Below are 17088 nucleotides of genomic sequence, written 5' to 3' on the forward strand. Positions count from 1 at the left end.
TTCCAAGCTATCGGATCAAAGCACCTCGAACAGTCCTGCAGCACCCATGCCGCCGCCGACGCACATCGTGACCACGACATACTTCGCGCCACGGCGCTTGCCTTCGATCAGGGCGTGGCCGGTGCAGCGCGCGCCGGTCATGCCATAGGGGTGGCCGATCGAGATCGAGCCGCCGTTGACGTTGAGCAGGTCATTGGGAATGCCCAGCTTGTCGCGGCAGTAGAGGACCTGCACGGCGAAGGCTTCGTTCAGTTCCCACAGGCCGATGTCGTCCATCTTCAGGCCGAAGCGCTGCAGCAGCTTGGGGATGGCGAAGACCGGGCCGATGCCCATCTCGTCAGGCTCGGTGCCCGCGACCGCCATGCCGACATAGCGGCCAAGCGGGGTGAGGCCGCGCTTGGCGGCAAGATCTGCCTCCATCACGATTACGGCCGAGGAACCGTCGGAAAGCTGGCTGGCGTTGCCCGCGGTCACGATGCCGCCTTCGATCACCGGCTTCAGCGCCTGCAGGTTCTCGATGGTGGTCGAGGGGCGGTTGCCTTCGTCCTTGGTAAGGTGGACGTCCTGGAAGGTGATCTCGCCGGTTTCCTTGTTCTGGACGCCCATCGAGGTGTCGACCGCGACGATCTCGTCATCGAACTTGCCGGCGGCTTGCGCGGCGGCAGTGCGCTGCTGCGATTGCAGGGCGTATTCGTCGCAGGCCTCGCGGCTGATGCCATAGCGCTGGCCGACGATCTCGGCGGTCTGCAGCATCGGCATGTAGATCGCCTTGTGCATGGCCATCAGGCTCTTGTCCGGGGCGACGCGCATCTCCTTGGTCTGGACAAGGCTGATCGATTCCTGGCCACCTGCGGCAACCACGTCCATGCGGTCGATGATCACCTGCTTGGCGGCGGTGGCGATGGTCATCAGGCCTGACGAGCACTGGCGGTCCATGCTCATGCCCGAAGTGGTGATCGGCAGGCCTGCCCGCAGCGCGACCTGGCGCGCGATGTTGCCCGCCTGCGCGCCCTGCTGCAGCGCTGCGCCCCACAGCACATCGTCGACCTCGGCAGGGTCGATCCCGGCGCGGGCAACGGCGGCCTGAAGCGAAAGCGCGCCAAGCGTTGCGCCCGGCGTCGCGTTGAAGGCACCCTTGTAAGCGCGCCCGATGGGCGTGCGGGCGGTCGATACGATTACGGCGTCACGCATGTCTCATGCTCCTGCTGGGGATGTCTTTTCGAGGGATGTGGCGGCGAGGATGGGGTTGCCGCCGAACTTGTCGCGAAGTTCGCGCTTCAGCACCTTGCCGATCGGGCTGCGGGGGAGTTCGTCCACCACCTCGATCGCGGAAATGCGCTGAGTCTTGCCGAGGCGGCTGTTGGCTTCGGCGAGGATGGCATGAGGATCTGCCGTCGGATCGGCGAGCACGACGACGGCCAGCGGGGTTTCGCCCCAGGCATCCGAGGCCACGCCGACCACGGCGGCTTCCTTGACCGCGCTCTGCCGGGTGAGTTCGGCCTCAAGGTCGCTCGGGTAGATGTTGAACCCGCCGGAGATGATCATGTCCTTGGCGCGGTCCATCAGGATCAGGAAGCCGTCCTCGTCGAACTTGCCGACATCGCCATGGCGGATGTAGCGGCGTCCCTCGGCATCGTACCACTCGACCTCGCGGGTCTTGTCGGCCTTGTTGTGATAGCCGTTCATCATGATCGGCGAATGGCCGACGATCTCGCCCACTTCGCCTTGCGGCAGCTCGTTGCCGTCCTCGTCGATGATCTTGATCACGTGGCCGGGGGAAGGCTGGCCGACGGTGTGCAACTTGTTCGGGTGCAGGTGCGCCAGCAGGATCGCCGTCGCGCCGCCCTCGGTCATGCCATAGCCATCGGTCAGGCCGCCCGGCCAGCGCTTGAGCACATCGGCCTTGAGCCAGGCGGGGAAGGGCGCGGAAGTGCAGGACTTGAGCTTGTAGGACGACAGGTCAAAGCTGTCGAAGTCCGGCACTTCCATGATGCGCCGGTATTGCACCGGCACCAGCATGGCGTGCGTCACGCGCTCGCGCTCGGACAGTTCGAGGAACGTGCGCGCATCGAACTTGCGCATCAGCACCACCTTTCCGCCTGCGGTAAGAGCGGGGAGGAAGCTGACCAGCGTGGTGTTCGAATAGAGCGGGGTCGAGCAGATCACCGCCGTATCGTCGCCATAGCCTGCGGGGATCGTGCGCCGCGCATATTCGTGGCGCATCTTGTGGCTTTGCACGATGCCCTTGGGCGCGCCGGTGGTGCCCGAGGAGTAGATGATATTGAATGGATCGCCGGGCGCGGCGGTGCGCTCTTCCGGCACAGCGCCTTCCTCGGCCATCCACTGGCTGAACGGCTCGCCTGCGTCGCTGTCGTCCAGCGCGATGCGCTTGACCCCGGCTGGCAGTTCCAGCCCGGCAAGCCTGTCGGAAATCTCCTTGTCCAGCAGCAGCACCCGGCTGCCGCTGTCTTCCAGCATGGCAACGATCGTTTCCGGGGTCGCCGTGGAGGTCAGCGGCGCCGCCACTGCACCCGCCCGGATCGCGCCAAGGAAGGCAAGCCCGGTCGTCACAGCGTTCATCGCCGCAATGGCGACAGGTTCGTCCTTCTCCACGCCCTCGCGCTGGAGAGCGGTGGCGATGCGGTCGAGCAGGGCGTCCATCTCCGCCCAGCCGACAGTGCGGTTCTCGTCGGCCAGCGCCACCGCGTCGCCCCGCCTTGCGGCATGGGCGCGCAGGATGTTGCTCAGCGGCGTGAACTCGCTCTCGATGATATCCTCGATCCGCATCGCAGTTCTCCGGTCAGCCGTTGAACTTCTCGCCCGCAGCAGCCTTGCGCTCGAGCAGCGGCGCCACCGGCAAGCCGTGCTTCTTCAGGCCCGCCACAACGGTATCCAGCCCGATATGGTCGGCCCAGAACATCGGACCGCCAGTCCATGCCGGCCAGCCATAGCCGTTGAGCCAGACCGTATCGATGTCGCTCGCCCGCTGCGAAATGCCTTCCTCCAGGATCAGCGCGCCTTCGCTGATCATCGGATAGAGCAGCCGCTCGCGGATTTCTTGCCTGTCGATTGCCCGCTGCGGCTTGCCTTCCTTGGCCGCGAAGTCTGCGATGATCGCCTTGACCTCGTCCGAAGGCGTGCGCTGGCGGTTGTCGTCGTAATCGTAGAAGCCCTTCTTGGTCTTCTGGCCCCAGCGGCCGACCGCGCACAACGCGTCGCGCAATGTCTCGATGCGGTTCGGATCGCGGTGCCAGCCGATGTCCACGCCAGCCAGATCGGCCATCTGCCACGGCCCCATCGGGAAGCCGAACTCGAGCAGCGCCTCGTCAACGTCCCAGTAGTTCGCGCCTTCCATGATCAGGGCATGGGCCTGCGCCTGACGGGGTGAGAGCATGCGGTTGCCGATGAAGCCGTGGCATACGCCCGAAACCACCGGCACCTTGCCGATCTTCACCGAGAGCGCCATCACCGTTGCCAGTTGCGCCTTGCCCGTCGCCTTGCCGCGCACGACTTCCAGCAGCTTCATCACGTTGGCGGGCGAGAAGAAGTGCATGCCCAGCACGGATTCCGGCCGCGAGGTGACGGCGGCGATCTCGTCGATGTCGAGGTAGCTGGTGTTGGACGCCAGAATCGCGCCTGCCTTGGCGACCTTGTCGAGCCTGCCGAACACGTCCTTCTTCACGTCCATGCTCTCGTAGACCGCCTCGATCACCAGATCGGCCTCGGCCAGAGCATTGAAGTCCAGCGTGGGCGTCAGGCGGCCCATTGCGGCTTCGGCGTCCGCTGCTTCCATCTTGCCGCGCTTGACGGTGTTCTCGTAATTCCTGCGCATGGTGGCAACGCCACGGTCGAGCGCTTCCTGCGTCATCTCGACGATGGTCACCGGGATGCCCGCGGTCAGGAAGTTCATGGTGATCCCGCCGCCCATCGTGCCCGCGCCGATCACGCCAACGCGATTGATCGGCAGCAATTGCGTGTCTGCGGGAATATCGTCGATCGTTGCGGCAAGCTTGCGGGCCGCGTCGATGTGTTCCTTGGCGCCGGGGATGGGGTCGGACATCGCTTCTCTCTCCTGCAAGGTTATGTCAGGCGCGGCTGGTGGCCAGCGCGCTGTAGATCAGCGTCTTCAACTGACGCCGGATGGGGTAGATGAACGAGGGGTAGAGCTGGGTCATGAAGACCGCATGGATCTTCTCCACCGGGTCCACGAAGAACGCGGTCGAGAAAATGCCGCCCCAATAGAACTCGCCGGCAGAGCCCGGCACCAGCGCCCGCGCCGGATCGATGGTCATGCCAAAGCCAAGGCCGAACCCGGCGCCCGCGTTGTAGGCCTCGCTGAACAGCGCCTTGGAAACCTGCGTCAGGTCCGCGCCGCCGGGCAGGTGGTTGGCGGTCATCAGCTGCAGCGTCTTCGGGCTGAGGATGCGCGCGCCGTCAGCAGCACCGCCGCCGACCAGCATCCGGCAGAAGCGGTGATAGTCCGCCGTCGTCGAAAGCAACCCGCCGCCACCGCTTTCAAAGCGCGGCACCCGGCGCGTGCCCGATTTCTCGGCGGGGTCGAACAGCTGCGGCGGCTGTCCCGCCTGATAGGCCCAGGCGTCGGCCAGCCGGTGCGCCTTGTCGTCCGGACAGTGGAAGCCGGTATCGACCATGCCCAGTGGCTCGAAGATGCGCGTGCGCAGGAACTCGCCCAGGCTCATGCCGGAAAGCCGCGCGACGACCACGCCGAGCACGTCGGTGCCCACCGAATAGTTCCACGCTTGCCCCGGCTCGAACTCCAGCGGCAGCTTGGCCAGTTCCTCGACGAAATGATCGTTGCCGGGCAGGCTGGCGTGCCCGTCCAGCCGCGCCTTGCGATAGGCGGCGTCCACGTTGGTTCGGTTCTGGATGCCATAGGTCAGGCCCGACTGGTGCGTGATCAGGTCGATCATCCGCATCACCGGGGCAGGGCGCGCCGGAAAGAAGTCCACCTCGCCCCCGCCGCCGGCATAGACGCCGAGGTTGGCAAATTCCGGAATGACCTTGCTCACCGGGTCGTCCAGCGCAACCTTGCCTTCCTCGACCAGCATCATGAACGCCACCGAGGTCAGCGGCTTGGTCATCGAGGCGATGCGGCAGATCGTGTCGGCGGCCATCGGCGTGCCGTCCTCGCGCGCTCGGCCGGCCGTGTGGCGATAGACAGCGTCGCCATCACGCGCGACCAGCACGTCGAGCCCCGGCAGGCGCCCACTGGCGATGTAGTGCTCGTCAAGGAAGGCGCCGATCCGGCCCAGCCGGTCAGGCTCGAACCCCAGCGATTGTGCGTCGGCCAGTTCCATGTCTTTCCCCTCAGCCAAAGATCGCCACGCTCTGCAGGCCGTGCATCACCTGCACGCCATCGGCGTTCCACATCCGCAACGTCTCGCTGCTGAAACCATCGCTCATGTGGTTTGATGCGGTTTCCAGCAGCCACCAGCCGTCGCGTGTTTCCGGTGCATCGCCGAGCAGGGTGAACGCCCAGTTGATCGAGCTGATCGGTCCCCGCCGCTCCATCGCGCGCATCGATCCGGGTGGCAGGGTATCGCCGATCAGCACCAGCTCCCCGATGGGATCCAGCCCGCTGCGATCCCGCAAGCGCACCCAGCGCCGGACCACGCCGGGGCGGCGGTCTTCCTTGGCCTCGCCACGGCGCAGCTCGAATTTCTGGATGAAGTGCAGCCCCTCGGGCGAACCCAGTTCCGGCATTTCGGTATGGGGTATGAAGTTTTCCGCGCGCTGCGGCGTCACCGATCCGTTCGATGGCCGCCCGCTGCCGAACACCCACGCGGCGCGATGCGCCAGAGTGCCGCCGCTCGCCATGTCGGTCTGGATATTGGCTACGCTCTTGCCTTCGCGCAGGCTGGAAACGGTAATGTCCACGTCGGAGCCAACCGGGGCGAGGAAACTGATCTGGCCAGCGCGCAACGGCGGCAGGTCGGGCCGTGCCTTGCGCGCGGCGGCATAGGCGAGGAACGAGGACGCCCCGCCATACATCGTGCGGCCCTGCAGCCAGCCATCGACGCCCCGCACGGAAAAGTCGGGGCCTGATCCCGCCATGCCTTGTGCGATTGTGCCGATCGCTTGCGCATCCATGCCGATTGCAGCTTCCAATGCTCTCTCCCGGTCGGCTGTCGCTGGAACGACTCTATGGCCCAAGAGCTAGTGGAAGTTTACGTAAAGGGAAAGAGGGGACGCGCCCTGTCCGGGCCGGAACGAGCCCCTTACGCTACGGCACGCACGGCCTCGGGTGGCGAAAAAAATTCGGCCCCGGCGCAAGGACCGGGGCCGACGTGTAATGGGGCCGTCAGGGGATGCAGATCAGTGCATGCTTTCGCCACTTGCGCGGCGCAGGATCGGCGCTTTTGCCGCGCTCGCTGCGAACACCACCAACAGCACGTAGCAGACCAGCGGCACGAGGAACGACGCGAAGATGCCCGCCGCATCTGTCACTCCGCCGGCCAGCGCCGGGATCAGCGCGCCGCCGATGATGCCGGTGCACAACAGGCCCGAGGTCGCCTCTTCGCTGGCCGAGGAACGCTCCAGCGTCAGCGTGAAGATCACCGGGAACATGATCGAATTGAACAGGCCGATCGCCAGTGCGACATAGCCCGCCGAAACCCCGCCGACGAGGAAGAGGTAGGCGCACATCGCCGCGGCAATCGCGGCGAACAGTGTCATCAGCCGCGCCGCCGGGAAACGGGCCAGCAGCACCGTGCCGATCGCGCGGCCAACCATTGCGCCACCCCAATAGAACGAAACGGCCTTGCCCGCCTGCTCGAGGCTGACATTCCAGATGCCCGGATTGTTGAGGTAGAACGCCATCTGCGTCCCGATGGTAACTTCCGCGCCCACGTAGATGAAGATCGCGGCTGCACCCAGCACCGCCCAGCGCGACGAGAACGCCTGGCGCAGCAGCGCCCCGATGCCGCCGGTCGGTTGTGCCGGAGGGGCCGCGGCGGAAATGCGCGCGCGGTTCACGAAGAAGAACGCCAGCAGCACGATCAGCAGTCCGCAGATCCAGAAGTAGGCGCGGTCGATCCCGGCCAGCGCCGCCTCGCGCACTTCAGGCGTCAGCGCGGTGCCTTCCGACACCTCCACGCCTTTCAGGAACAGCGACGCGCCCAAAGCCGGCCCAAGGAACGTGCCGAACGAATTGAACGTCTGCGAAAGCGTCAGGCGGAAGTGGCTGCCTTCGGGCTTGCCCAGTGCCGCGGCCAGCGGGTTCGCGGCAACCTGCAGCACGGTGATGCCCGTCGCCAGCATGAACAGCCCGGCCAGCACCAGCGGGTATGACGCGATGTTCGCCGCCGCAAGCATGACGAGGCAGGCCACCACCATCGTCGCCAGCGCCAGCAGGATCGCCGGGACGGCCCGCAGCTTGCCGATGATCGCTGCTGCCGGGAAGCTCATCACGCCATAGGCGATGAAGAAGGCAAAGGCGGAAAGCTGCGCCTCGAGCGTCGTCAGTGTGAAGATGCCCTTCACCGCTGCGACCAGCGGATCGATCAGCGAGGTGATGAAGCCCCAGGCAAAGAACAGCACGGTAACCGCGATGAACGCGGCCTTCTGCGATCCCGAATGTGCATTGCTGCCCGCCACGTATCTCTCCTCACCCTGCCATATTTGGCGTATCGTTTCTCTAGCCGCCGCTGACAGCCTTGTCATGCTTGTTGCATAGCTATTCCTGTGAACGTTCTCACAAAACGCTCGGCGTTTCAACCCGCCGCCATCGCCGGGGCCAGTTCGCGCCGCAACTTTTCGATGAGCCGTTGGACCTTGGGCAGCAGATGGCGACGCTGCGGGTAGACTGCCCAGATCGGGTCGTCCTCGGGCCTGAACTGCGGCAGCACTTCGACCAGCGCGCCTTCGGCAATCGCCCGGCTCACGTAGAATTCGGGCAACTGGCACAGCCCGATCCCGGCCATCGCCGCATCGAACACCGCCGTCCCGTTGCTGCACCGCCAGCGCCCGCGCGGCCGCACCGTGCGCACCTCGCCGTCCACCAGATAGCGCCACATGTCGAGCGTGGCCGGGATGCAGTCATGCGTTTCGAGGTCGTCCACGGTCTCGGGCGTGCCATGCGCGGCAAGATAGGCGGGCGAGGCGCAGGTCACGATTCCCCGCGTCGCAATCTGCGTGCGGATCAGGCGGCTGTCGGGCAGGGTGCCGGTGCGGATGGCAAGATCGTACCCTTCCGAAACCAGTTCGACCACGCGGTTTGACAGGTCGAGGTCCACCGAAAGCTTCGGATAGTCCTGCACATAGGCGCGCACGATCGGCGCCACGAAGCGCTCGCCCAGCGCGGTCGGGCAGGTGATGCGCAAGTGCCCCTGCGGCTCACCCTGAAGGTCCAACATCGCGATTGCTTCATCACGCTCGGCGATCAGGCGGCGGAACTGGTCGACCAGCGTGCGCCCGGTGTCCGTCAGGCTGACAGCCCGCGTCGTGCGGTGGAAGAACTGCGCGCCAAGGCCCTGCTCAAGCCGCGCCACGGCCCGGCTCACATGCGAAGTCGATGTCCCCAGCCGCTTTGCCGCTGCCACGAAGGTGCCGGTATCGGCAACCGCGACAACCTCATCTATCCCGTCCCAGCGATTGCTCATTATTCTCGTCTTGCAACAGTGTTTCGCATATTGTGCAATTTAACACTGCCCTAGCAATTATGCTAACGCGCCGCCACACCCAAAGGGAGACCCCGCACCATGAAGACCCGCGCCGCCGTAGCGTTCGCGCCCAAGCAGCCGCTCGAAATCGTCGAGCTTGATCTCGAAGGCCCGAAGGCGGGCGAGGTTCTGGTCGAGATCATGGCGACCGGCGTGTGCCATACCGACGCCTACACGCTTGATGGCTTCGACAGCGAAGGCATCTTCCCCAGCGTGCTTGGCCATGAAGGCGCAGGCATTGTGCGCGAAGTCGGCCCCGGTGTGACCTCGGTCAAGCCCGGCGATCACGTGATCCCGCTCTACACGCCCGAATGCCGCCAGTGCAAAAGCTGCCTTTCCGGCAAGACCAACCTGTGCACCGCGATCCGCGCCACGCAGGGGCAGGGCCTCATGCCCGATGGCACCAGCCGCTTCTCCTACAAGGGCCAGACCGTGTTCCACTACATGGGCTGCAGCACCTTCTCGAACTTCACCGTCTTGCCCGAGATCGCGGTCGCCAAGATCCGTGAAGACGCGCCGTTCAAGACTTCGTGCTACATCGGCTGTGGCGTCACCACCGGCGTCGGCGCGGTGATCAACACCGCCAAGGTCCAGGTGGGTGACAATGTCGTCGTCTTCGGTCTCGGCGGTATCGGCCTCAACGTGATCCAGGGCGCGCGCCTTGCCGGCGCCAACAAGATCATCGGCGTCGACATCAACCCTGATCGCGAGGAATGGGGCCGCAAGTTCGGCATGACCGACTTCCTCAACTCGAAAGGCATGAGCCGCGAAGACACCGTGGCGAAGATCGTCCAGATGACCGACGGCGGCGCGGACTATACCTTCGATGCCACCGGCAACACCGAAGTGATGCGCACCGCGCTTGAAGCCTGCCATCGCGGCTGGGGCACTTCCATCATCATCGGCGTGGCCGAGGCCGGCAAGACCATCGAAACCCGCCCGTTCCAGCTCGTGACCGGTCGCAACTGGCGCGGCACCGCCTTCGGCGGCGCCAAGGGCCGCACCGACGTTCCGAAGATCGTCGACATGTACATGACCGGCAAGATCGAGATCGACCCGATGATCACCCACGTCATGGGCCTTGAGGAAATCAACACCGCGTTCGACCTGATGCACGCCGGCAAGTCGATCCGCTCGGTCGTCGTTTTCTGAGAGAAAGAGTCTACCGAATGACGAGGGGGAGGGGGCAGGCGCTCTCTCCCCCTTGGCTATGGCGTCAACACCGCGACGTTCAGTTGCCTGGCCGCCGCAATCAGCGCGCCGTCGCCGGTTGCTAGTGGCAGGCTCAGGCGGAGTGCCAGCTCGAGATAGGCAGCGTCATAAGGCGTCAGGCCGTGTTCCACTGACAGACTGCGCGTTTCACGCCAGGCAGTGAGATGAGTCCGCTGATCGACCTCGATCGGCAGCACTTCGAGCTCTGCGATCATGGCATCAGCGATCCTCCGATCGCATCGTCCGCGCCGTTCCGCGGATCGCAGCAGGCTGGCTACCTCCAGGTGCCACAGGGAAGGGACGACAGCCCCATCGGCGGCTACTTGATCCAGCAGCGCCATTGATGCCTCGGTCTGCTCGTCGGAAAACAGCCAGGCAGCAGTCATGGAGGCGTCGAGGACAACCCTCAATCAGCGCCGCCCTTCATCGATCAGTTCTCGAATCGAAATTCCGCCCAAAGTCATGCTCTTGGACAGATTCTTGATCTTGGCCACGGCCGCCTGCGCCTTGCGCCGTGCCTCAGCCTTGGCGGGGTCACGGCGGATGACGACGGTGCCGTCCACAGCCTTGATCTCGACCGCTTCTCCATCGACAAGCCCCGCCGCTGCTGCCACGTCCACCGGCACGCGCACCGCGAGGCTCTTGCCCCATTTCCCGACGACGACATTGGTCATGGCAAAAGCTCCACTAAGGATATCTTGGCATATCCCATGCCGATTGGCAATTCACATTGCCGAAATGCCGCCGTCCAGCTTGAGCTCTGCCCCGGTCATGAATCGGCTTTCGTCGCTCGCAAGGTAGAGCACGCCCGCGGCAATGTCGTTCGGCTCACCGACGCGGCCCAACGGGATCTGGCGGGCCAGCTTGCCCATGACCACGTCCTTGTCGATATTGGCGTTGGTCGCGATGCCGTCGAGGATCGGCGTATCGACGAACGTCGGGTGCACCGAATTGCAGCGCACGTCCCAGCCGCGCTTGGCGCAGTAGAGCGCGACAGATTTGCTCAGCATCCACACCGCCGCCTTGCTCGCGTTGTAGCCCGGCATGGTGTCTGACGCGATCAGGCCGGCGATCGAGCTGATATTGATGATCGACCCCGGCTGGTTGTCGCGCAGCAAGGGCAGGGCCCTCTGGCAACCGAGGAACACGGAATCGACGTTGATCGCAAAGCCGCGATGCCACTCTTCCAGCGTGCAGGTCTCGATATTGCCGCGCACGCCGACGCCCGCGTTGTTGACCAGCACCGATAGCCCGCCCAGCTTCTCCGCCGCCAGCGCAACCGCCGCGTCCCAGTCTGCCTCGCTGGTCACGTCATGGCGCATGGCAAAGGCCGTCCCGGCACCCAGCTCGGCGTTGATCGCCTCGGCCTGAGCCGTTGCGCCATCGCCGTTGATGTCGGTCAGCAGGACCCGCGCGCCCTCCCGCGCCAGCATCCACGCATGCGCCGCACCCAGCCCTTGGGCCGCGCCCGTCACGAGTGCCTTCTTGCCCTGAACCCTGCCCATCTTTTGTCCTCTCCTTGTCGCTGATGCCCACCCCGCTGCGACTAGCTTCACTGCGTTCAGCAAGTCTCGCGGCCCTCCCGCCTGCGGGAGGGCACAGTTCTCCCCTCCCGCAGGCGGGAGGGGTTGGGGGTGGGTTTTCCCAGCTTCGACGATCAGACAAGCAACTCGCGCCGATCCGCGCAAGTCCTGGAAATGTCAGCCCATGATCCCGGGTGCGAGCAGCAGCAGCATCCGCACGTCGATGGCATAGCCCAGGCCGCGCTTCTCAGCGAGGAAGCTCTCGATTTCCGTAAGGGCAACCCGGTGCACGGTGATGCCTTCGCCCTCCACGCCGCCGCCTTCGGAAACTTTTTCCAGATCGCGCGCGCGAAACAGGGTGAAAGCCTCGGTCACCATGCCCGGCGAGGAATGGAACTCGCCCAGCGATTCGATCTTGCCGGGGCGGTAGCCGGTCTCTTCCTCCAGCTCGCGCGCGGCCGCAGCAGCCGGGTCCTCGTTCTCGGCGCCCGCTTCATCACCGATCAGCCCGGCGGGCAGTTCGATGCACGGGCGCCCCAGCGGCACGCGGAACTGCTCGACCAGCAGCACGTGCCCGTCTTCGATCGCAAGGATCACCGCCGCCTTGATGTTGCGATTGCGCGAGACATATTCCCACCGCCCGCGCGTCTTCGCCACGATGAAGCGGCCCTGCCAGTGCACCTGCTCGGGATGGTCGCGGTATTCTTCTTCAAGACTCATACTTCGATCAACCTGTCCGGCAATTCGTTCTTGTCATCGGCATCGCGCGGGAAATGCTCGCTCAGGACCTTGCCCACCTCGGCCACCGCCGCTGCCATGCCCTCGGCCATGCGCCCCTGCCGCAGCGGGTGGAGCATGGCCTTCATCGCATGGCCCCATGTCTCGGGCGAGACTTTCGAGGCAATCGCCGCATCGGCAATGATCTCGGCGCGATGCTCGGCAAGGCTGAGGTAGATCAGCACACCGGTATGGCCCGAGGTGCGGCTCTCGGCACCGACGCGGAAGCAGGTCAGCGCCCGCTCGCGCACCCGCGCATTGCGCACCCGGCGCGGAGTCAGCCACAGCCCCAGAGGGGTGAACCGCATGAGCAGGTACATCGCTCCGAACTTCAGCGTGATGACCGTCAGTGCAAGGCCCAGCACCGCACGCGGAATCCATTCGTACGCCCACAGTCCCAGGACCTGCTCGACCATGGGCAAGTAGAACCCGGCAAACATGTCCACCACGGCCAGCGCCACGAAGGCCGCCAGCGCGCTCCAGACGAGCGCCACGTCGCGGTAGCTGTCGGAACGCGGCGTCACGATCGTCACGATCTCGCCCGCGCTCTGCGCCTCGGCCGCTGCCACCGCGTCCGACACGATCTTGTGATCGGCCTCGGTCATCTGCACGAGCCTGCTCATCACCAATCCCCCGAAGCGCCGCCGCCACCGAAGTCACCACCGCCGAAGCCGCCCCAACTACCGCTGTCACTCCCACCGCCGCTACCAAAGCCGCCACCCCAGCCGCCACCGGAATGACGATCATCCGATGCCGCGCGGGCGATCTCGCTGATGCCCCAAAGCACGATGCCCGGATCAATCCCGCTTCGTCGTTGCACGTAGCCACGCCGCCGCCGCCCGAAGATGCCTATCATGACAACGATGAGGACGACCCAGAAGATCGCACCACCGATTGCCGAACCGCCCGAGCTTTCATTTCTCGATGCGGCCTTCGCTGCTTCGGCGATAGCCTTTGCATCGGCCGGATCGCGGTTGAGCTGGGCGATCATTTCATCAACGCCGGCGCTGATCCCGCCGCTGTAATCACCCTGCTTGAAGCGCGGAGTTACCGCAGAATTAATGATCCGGTAAGCCAGAACGTCGGGGAGATACTCTTCCAACCCGTAGCCCACCTGTATAGACAGCTTTCGCTCGGTCGGTGCAACCAGAAGGATTGCACCCATGTCGGATTGCTTGCCCCCGACACCCCAGCGATGCCCCAATTCCGTCGCATATGAGTTTACGTCGTCGCCATCGAGCGAGTTGACCGTTACGACCATAAGCGCACGCCCAGACTGACGATTGTAAGCCGTCAGCTTCTGTACCAGCGCTGCCTCGTCGACATCGGGAATAATCCCCGCCTGATCGAGCACTGGCCCATTTGGTCGCGCGGGCATCGCGGCTTGCGCCGGTCCTGCAAGCAACAGGAGCACTAGCGCAAGCGCCTGCCAGAAAGCTCGCTCTATGGCCCCGTGGGGGCGGACCATATTACTTGCTCGATGCCGTAGGAGCTGGTGAGTTGACGTCGAAGTTCACGGGCGGTGCAATCTCCGAACCGGCCGCAGCCTTGAACGGCACCATCGGCTTGGCACCGTGTATCAGCTTCGCCCCGATCGCATCCGGGAACGTTCGGATCGTGGTGTTGTAGGCCTGCACGGCCTCATTATAGCGAATGCGCGCGGTGTTGATGCGGTTCTCGGTGCCTTCAAGCTGCTTCCTTAGTTCGCCAAACCCTGCCTGGCTCTGCAGCTGCGGATAGTTCTCCACTACCGTGCGCAGCTGGCCCATCGCCTGGGTCAGCTGGTTCTGCGCGTTCTCGAACTTGGCGAACTCTTCCGGGTTCGAAAGGTCGTTGGTGGTGATGTTGATCGAGGTCGCGCGGGCACGAGCTTCAGTCACGTTGGTCAGTATCTGCGTTTCCGATGCCGCTGCCCCTTTAACAGTGGCTACAAGGTTCGGAACAAGATCGGCCCGGCGCTGGTACGAGCTTTCGACATCGGCCCAGCGCGCCTTGGCCTCTTCCTCGGCCGCGGGGACGGAGTTGATCCCGCAGGCCGAAAGGCTGGCAGCGGCAACGGTGGCAAAAGCGATCTGCGTAAAGCGGGTAGCGGCCATCGACGTAAGTTCCCCTTGGATTGTACAGCAGAGATAGCGGCCCGCCGAAACGGTTCAAGTATCCCCCATGCTGCAACCGATTGCCACTTGTGACGTTCCGCGCGTGATGGCAACCAACGGAAAAGGGATCATGGTAAACACGCACGTAAAGGGGGAAGTGGTCGGCATGTTCGCAGAGTTCAAGAAGTTCATCGCGCGCGGCAATGTGCTCGATCTTGCGGTCGGCGTGATCATCGGTGGCGCATTCGGCAAGATCGTCACCTCGCTTACCGAAAGCGTGATCATGCCCGTCGTCGGCTGGATCACGGGCGGGGTCGACTTTACCCGCTATTTCGTTCGCCTCGGCCCGGTCCCGGCAGACTACAAGGGCGATCCGGCGAGCTATGCTGATCTCAAGGCCGCGGGCGTGCCGATGATCGGCTATGGCGATTTCATCACCCAGGCGGTCAACTTCGTGATCGTCGCCTTCATCATCTTCCTGCTGGTCAAGGCGATCAACAAGGCCTTCGAAAAGCCTGCCGAAGAAGTCCCCGCCGCTCCCGCCGGGCCGACCGAGGTCGAACTTCTCGCCGAAATCCGCGATGCGCTGAAGGCGAAGGGCTGAACCGGCACATCGGGACAATTCAAGGGGCGGGCGCAATCCCGCCCCTTTTCATTTGCGCCCGCATCCCTATATGGGTCCCTGCCGGTTTCGGCCGGCTATGGTGATAAACTGCGGCGTGCAATAGGCACAGCGGACCCGGGGGCGGTACCCGGCGGCTCCACCATCACTACCGTGTCTTTCAGGATGCGGGCCTTGTTGTCGCAAGGGTGTTGATGGGGCCGAACTAGGATCGACGTGTGTTGAAAAGCGCTGTTTTTGCCCGGGCTGAGTAACCCGTTCAAGGCTCAAAACTCACAAGTGCCAACGACAACGAAGCACTTGCTCTCGCCGCATAATTCTAGGGGCTAACGCCCTGAAGTTATAAAGCGAAAGCACGGTTCGGACCGAACCGGGTAACAGAATCGGAAACCGGGGGCTGGGGGCGAGCCTAGCAACAGAATCGCCCTACTCGCTTCAGAATCTCTCAAATTCAAGTCGTCACCCCGGCGAAGGCCGGGGCCCATGACCTCGCACAACTACACCTCGCCAGAACCCTCAAGCTCCTGCAGCCGCTGCTCCATGCGCAGCGAATCGAGGATCTTCGCCCCGGCGATGAACACCGCGCCCGTCGCCGCCACGAACAGCATCTTGCCGGCAAAGCCCGGATACTGGCCAAGATAGGCGTGCCCACGCTCAACCGCGCCGAGCGCCAGCGCGTAGATCACCGCGAACGCTTCGAAGCGGGTCTTGATGACAAACAGGCGACCGATCTTGCGAAACATCCGAAGCTCTATCCTCTTTTGACGAGGCGCCCCCGTCGTTGAGTCTTTCCGCAAGCATCGTGCCAGATCATTAAACGCTGGCAATAGACTGGTTAATCCAATCTTCACTGTAAAGCGAAGCGACAACCCGCGGAGCGACCCTTTCAGAGGATACGCCGGAAGCCTCAGGCAAGTTCCGACAGCGACAGCGCGTCAAGCAAGGCCATGCGCGCTGCAATTACCGTATCTGCCAGGGATTTCTGCCCAAGATCAGCAGGATCGATCTGTTCGGGCCAATGCGCGGCGACGACGCTTTCAATCCGGGCGATCTTCGCCTCGTCCAGCAGGAAGCGCGGATCGACAGTGGCAGGATCGGCGACAACCCGCAGCCGCAGGCACGCCGGCCCTCCGCCATTGGCCATCGACTGGCGCACGTCCACCGGCAGCACCTTGCGGATCGGCCCGTTCGAAGCGACATGGCCCTCCAGCCAGCCGCGCACCGAAGGCGTTTCCCAAGCCTCCAGCGGGATCACCAGACCCATCTCGCCCGATGGCAGCGTCAGCAGTTGCGCGTTGAACAGGTAGCTCCTGATCGCATCGCCAAGGCTGACGACGCTCGCCGGAACCACCACGATCTCGGCCTCGGGCAGCTTGTCGCGGATCGCCGCATAAGTGCCGTCCGGATCGGCAAAGGCCTGCTCGTGCGTGAACAGCACCCGCTCGTTGGCCACTGCCACCACATCGTTGTGAAAGGCCCCGGCCGCGATGGCATCGGGCGATTGTTCCACGAACAGGCAGCGCGCCGGATCGAGCCCGTGCAGCCGCGCCACCGCCCGGCTCGCCTGCTCGTGCTGGCGTGCGGGGAAGGCCCCGCCTGTCGTGCCGTAGACGAAGATTTCCAGCCCCGGCGCATCGTGGTGCGCGCACATCCGCATGTGGTTGGCCGCACCCTCGTCGCCGAAGCACGGCGGCACGGCATCATGCACGGCAAAGGCAGCGCTATTGGCAAAGGCCACACGCAGCTGGCGCACCGTATCGGGCCACTCCTGCGACCGGTGCGGCATCGTCACCAGATTTGCCGCCGTCAGGTGGCAGCGCCCGTCGGCCGTGTCCGGGGCGGGGCTGACCGTCGCCGCATTGGCCGTCCACATCGAGGATGCAGACCATGCCGCCGCCCGCAAGCGCCGCTGCGCCGCATCGCTTTGGTCAATGGTTCCAAGCCCCAGCGCGCCGAGCAGCACCGGGTTGGGCCGGGGCAGGGGGGCAAACAGCCCTTGCGCCAGCCCCAGCCCGATGTTGTGCCGCATCTTGCTTAAGCCCTGCAGCGCGGCGGCGCGCGGATGGGACACCTCGCCAGCGTTACTGGCCGAAGCAAGGTTGCCAAGGCTCAGCCCCGCGTAGTTGTGGCTCGGCCCGACAAGGCCGTCGAAGTTGATTTCAATCAGAGGCATGTCT

Annotated in this window: 17 protein-coding genes, 1 other RNA gene and 1 pseudogene; 3 read left to right on the forward strand and 16 right to left on the reverse strand. The window is 64.6% G+C overall.

The window, feature by feature from the left end:
- Positions 1-15: 15 nt before the first annotated feature.
- The 7 genes and pseudogenes from HGI46_RS06380 to HGI46_RS06410 form a co-directional block, all read right to left on the reverse strand.
- The gene (locus tag HGI46_RS06380; RefSeq protein WP_168903551.1) at positions 16-1191 is read right to left on the reverse strand and encodes an acetyl-CoA C-acyltransferase; all 1176 of its coding nucleotides are present in this window, start codon (positions 1189-1191) and stop codon (positions 16-18) included.
- Positions 1192-1194: 3 nt separating this feature from the next.
- Complete coding sequence (locus HGI46_RS06385) at positions 1195-2787, reverse strand: class I adenylate-forming enzyme family protein (RefSeq protein WP_168903552.1); 1593 nt, start codon at positions 2785-2787, stop codon at positions 1195-1197.
- Positions 2788-2800: 13 nt separating this feature from the next.
- Positions 2801-4039: pseudogene (locus tag HGI46_RS06390) on the reverse strand (3-hydroxyacyl-CoA dehydrogenase NAD-binding domain-containing protein); the annotation flags it as partial.
- A 46-nt stretch (positions 4040-4085) separates the two neighbouring features.
- Positions 4086-5318, reverse strand: coding sequence for a serine hydrolase domain-containing protein (locus tag HGI46_RS06395; RefSeq protein ID WP_168903554.1), 1233 nt, complete (start codon positions 5316-5318; stop codon positions 4086-4088).
- A gap of 10 nt (positions 5319-5328) precedes the next feature.
- On the reverse strand, positions 5329-6129 hold the full coding sequence (locus HGI46_RS06400; RefSeq protein WP_240946621.1) for a thioesterase family protein: 801 nt from the start codon (positions 6127-6129) through the stop codon (positions 5329-5331).
- Between the two features lie 207 nt (positions 6130-6336).
- Entirely contained in the window at positions 6337-7617 is a 1281-nt protein-coding gene (locus tag HGI46_RS06405; RefSeq protein ID WP_346766683.1) for an MFS transporter, read from the reverse strand.
- 116 nt (positions 7618-7733) lie between these two features.
- The gene (locus HGI46_RS06410) at positions 7734-8621 is read right to left on the reverse strand and encodes a LysR family transcriptional regulator (RefSeq protein WP_118073232.1); all 888 of its coding nucleotides are present in this window, start codon (positions 8619-8621) and stop codon (positions 7734-7736) included.
- Between the two features lie 99 nt (positions 8622-8720).
- Here HGI46_RS06410 and HGI46_RS06415 point away from each other — a divergent pair, with 99 nt between their 5' ends.
- Positions 8721-9833, forward strand: a complete 1113-nt coding sequence (locus HGI46_RS06415; protein ID WP_118073233.1) for an S-(hydroxymethyl)glutathione dehydrogenase/class III alcohol dehydrogenase — start codon at positions 8721-8723, stop codon at positions 9831-9833.
- A 56-nt stretch (positions 9834-9889) separates the two neighbouring features.
- Here the strand turns inward: HGI46_RS06415 and HGI46_RS06420 are convergent, their stop codons facing one another.
- The 7 genes from HGI46_RS06420 to HGI46_RS06450 form a co-directional block, all read right to left on the reverse strand.
- Positions 9890-10303 (reverse strand): type II toxin-antitoxin system VapC family toxin, encoded by a 414-nt coding sequence (locus HGI46_RS06420; protein ID WP_118073234.1) that lies wholly within the window; start codon positions 10301-10303, stop codon positions 9890-9892.
- On the reverse strand, positions 10304-10567 hold the full coding sequence (locus tag HGI46_RS06425; RefSeq protein ID WP_118073235.1) for an AbrB/MazE/SpoVT family DNA-binding domain-containing protein: 264 nt from the start codon (positions 10565-10567) through the stop codon (positions 10304-10306).
- A 51-nt stretch (positions 10568-10618) separates the two neighbouring features.
- Positions 10619-11398, reverse strand: a complete 780-nt coding sequence (locus tag HGI46_RS06430; protein WP_168903556.1) for an SDR family oxidoreductase — start codon at positions 11396-11398, stop codon at positions 10619-10621.
- Between the two features lie 195 nt (positions 11399-11593).
- A complete protein-coding gene (locus tag HGI46_RS06435; protein ID WP_168903557.1) occupies positions 11594-12136 on the reverse strand; it encodes an NUDIX hydrolase in 543 nt (180 codons plus the stop codon).
- Entirely contained in the window at positions 12133-12816 is a 684-nt protein-coding gene (locus HGI46_RS06440; protein WP_168903558.1) for a hypothetical protein, read from the reverse strand. Before HGI46_RS06440 ends, HGI46_RS06435 begins: the two co-directional genes overlap by 4 nt.
- Positions 12816-13571 carry a TPM domain-containing protein gene (locus HGI46_RS06445; RefSeq protein ID WP_240946622.1) on the reverse strand — a complete coding sequence of 252 codons (756 nt, stop codon included), beginning with the start codon at positions 13569-13571 and terminating at the stop codon, positions 12816-12818. The genes HGI46_RS06440 and HGI46_RS06445 overlap by 1 nt, the downstream gene beginning before the upstream one ends.
- Before the next feature lie 91 nt (positions 13572-13662).
- Positions 13663-14289, reverse strand: coding sequence for a LemA family protein (locus tag HGI46_RS06450; protein WP_168903560.1), 627 nt, complete (start codon positions 14287-14289; stop codon positions 13663-13665).
- Between the two features lie 106 nt (positions 14290-14395).
- Here HGI46_RS06450 and mscL point away from each other — a divergent pair, with 106 nt between their 5' ends.
- Together mscL and ssrA are read left to right on the forward strand one after the other, a co-directional pair.
- Positions 14396-14893: a large conductance mechanosensitive channel protein MscL gene (gene mscL, locus HGI46_RS06455; protein ID WP_277346263.1), complete on the forward strand. Its 498-nt coding sequence runs from the start codon at positions 14396-14398 to the stop codon at positions 14891-14893.
- Positions 14894-14934: 41 nt separating this feature from the next.
- Positions 14935-15342, forward strand: a transfer-messenger RNA (tmRNA) gene (gene ssrA / locus HGI46_RS06460).
- A gap of 66 nt (positions 15343-15408) precedes the next feature.
- On the opposite strand, the gene HGI46_RS06465 is transcribed toward ssrA, so the two are convergent.
- Positions 15409-15654, reverse strand: coding sequence for a hypothetical protein (locus HGI46_RS06465; RefSeq protein WP_168903561.1), 246 nt, complete (start codon positions 15652-15654; stop codon positions 15409-15411).
- Between the two features lie 164 nt (positions 15655-15818).
- Positions 15819-17084 carry an N-succinylarginine dihydrolase gene (locus HGI46_RS06470; RefSeq protein ID WP_168903562.1) on the reverse strand — a complete coding sequence of 422 codons (1266 nt, stop codon included), beginning with the start codon at positions 17082-17084 and terminating at the stop codon, positions 15819-15821.
- Between the last annotated feature and the right edge of the window lie 4 nt (positions 17085-17088).

Source organism: Novosphingobium sp. ERW19 (assembly GCF_012641315.1).
GTDB lineage: Bacteria > Pseudomonadota > Alphaproteobacteria > Sphingomonadales > Sphingomonadaceae > Novosphingobium.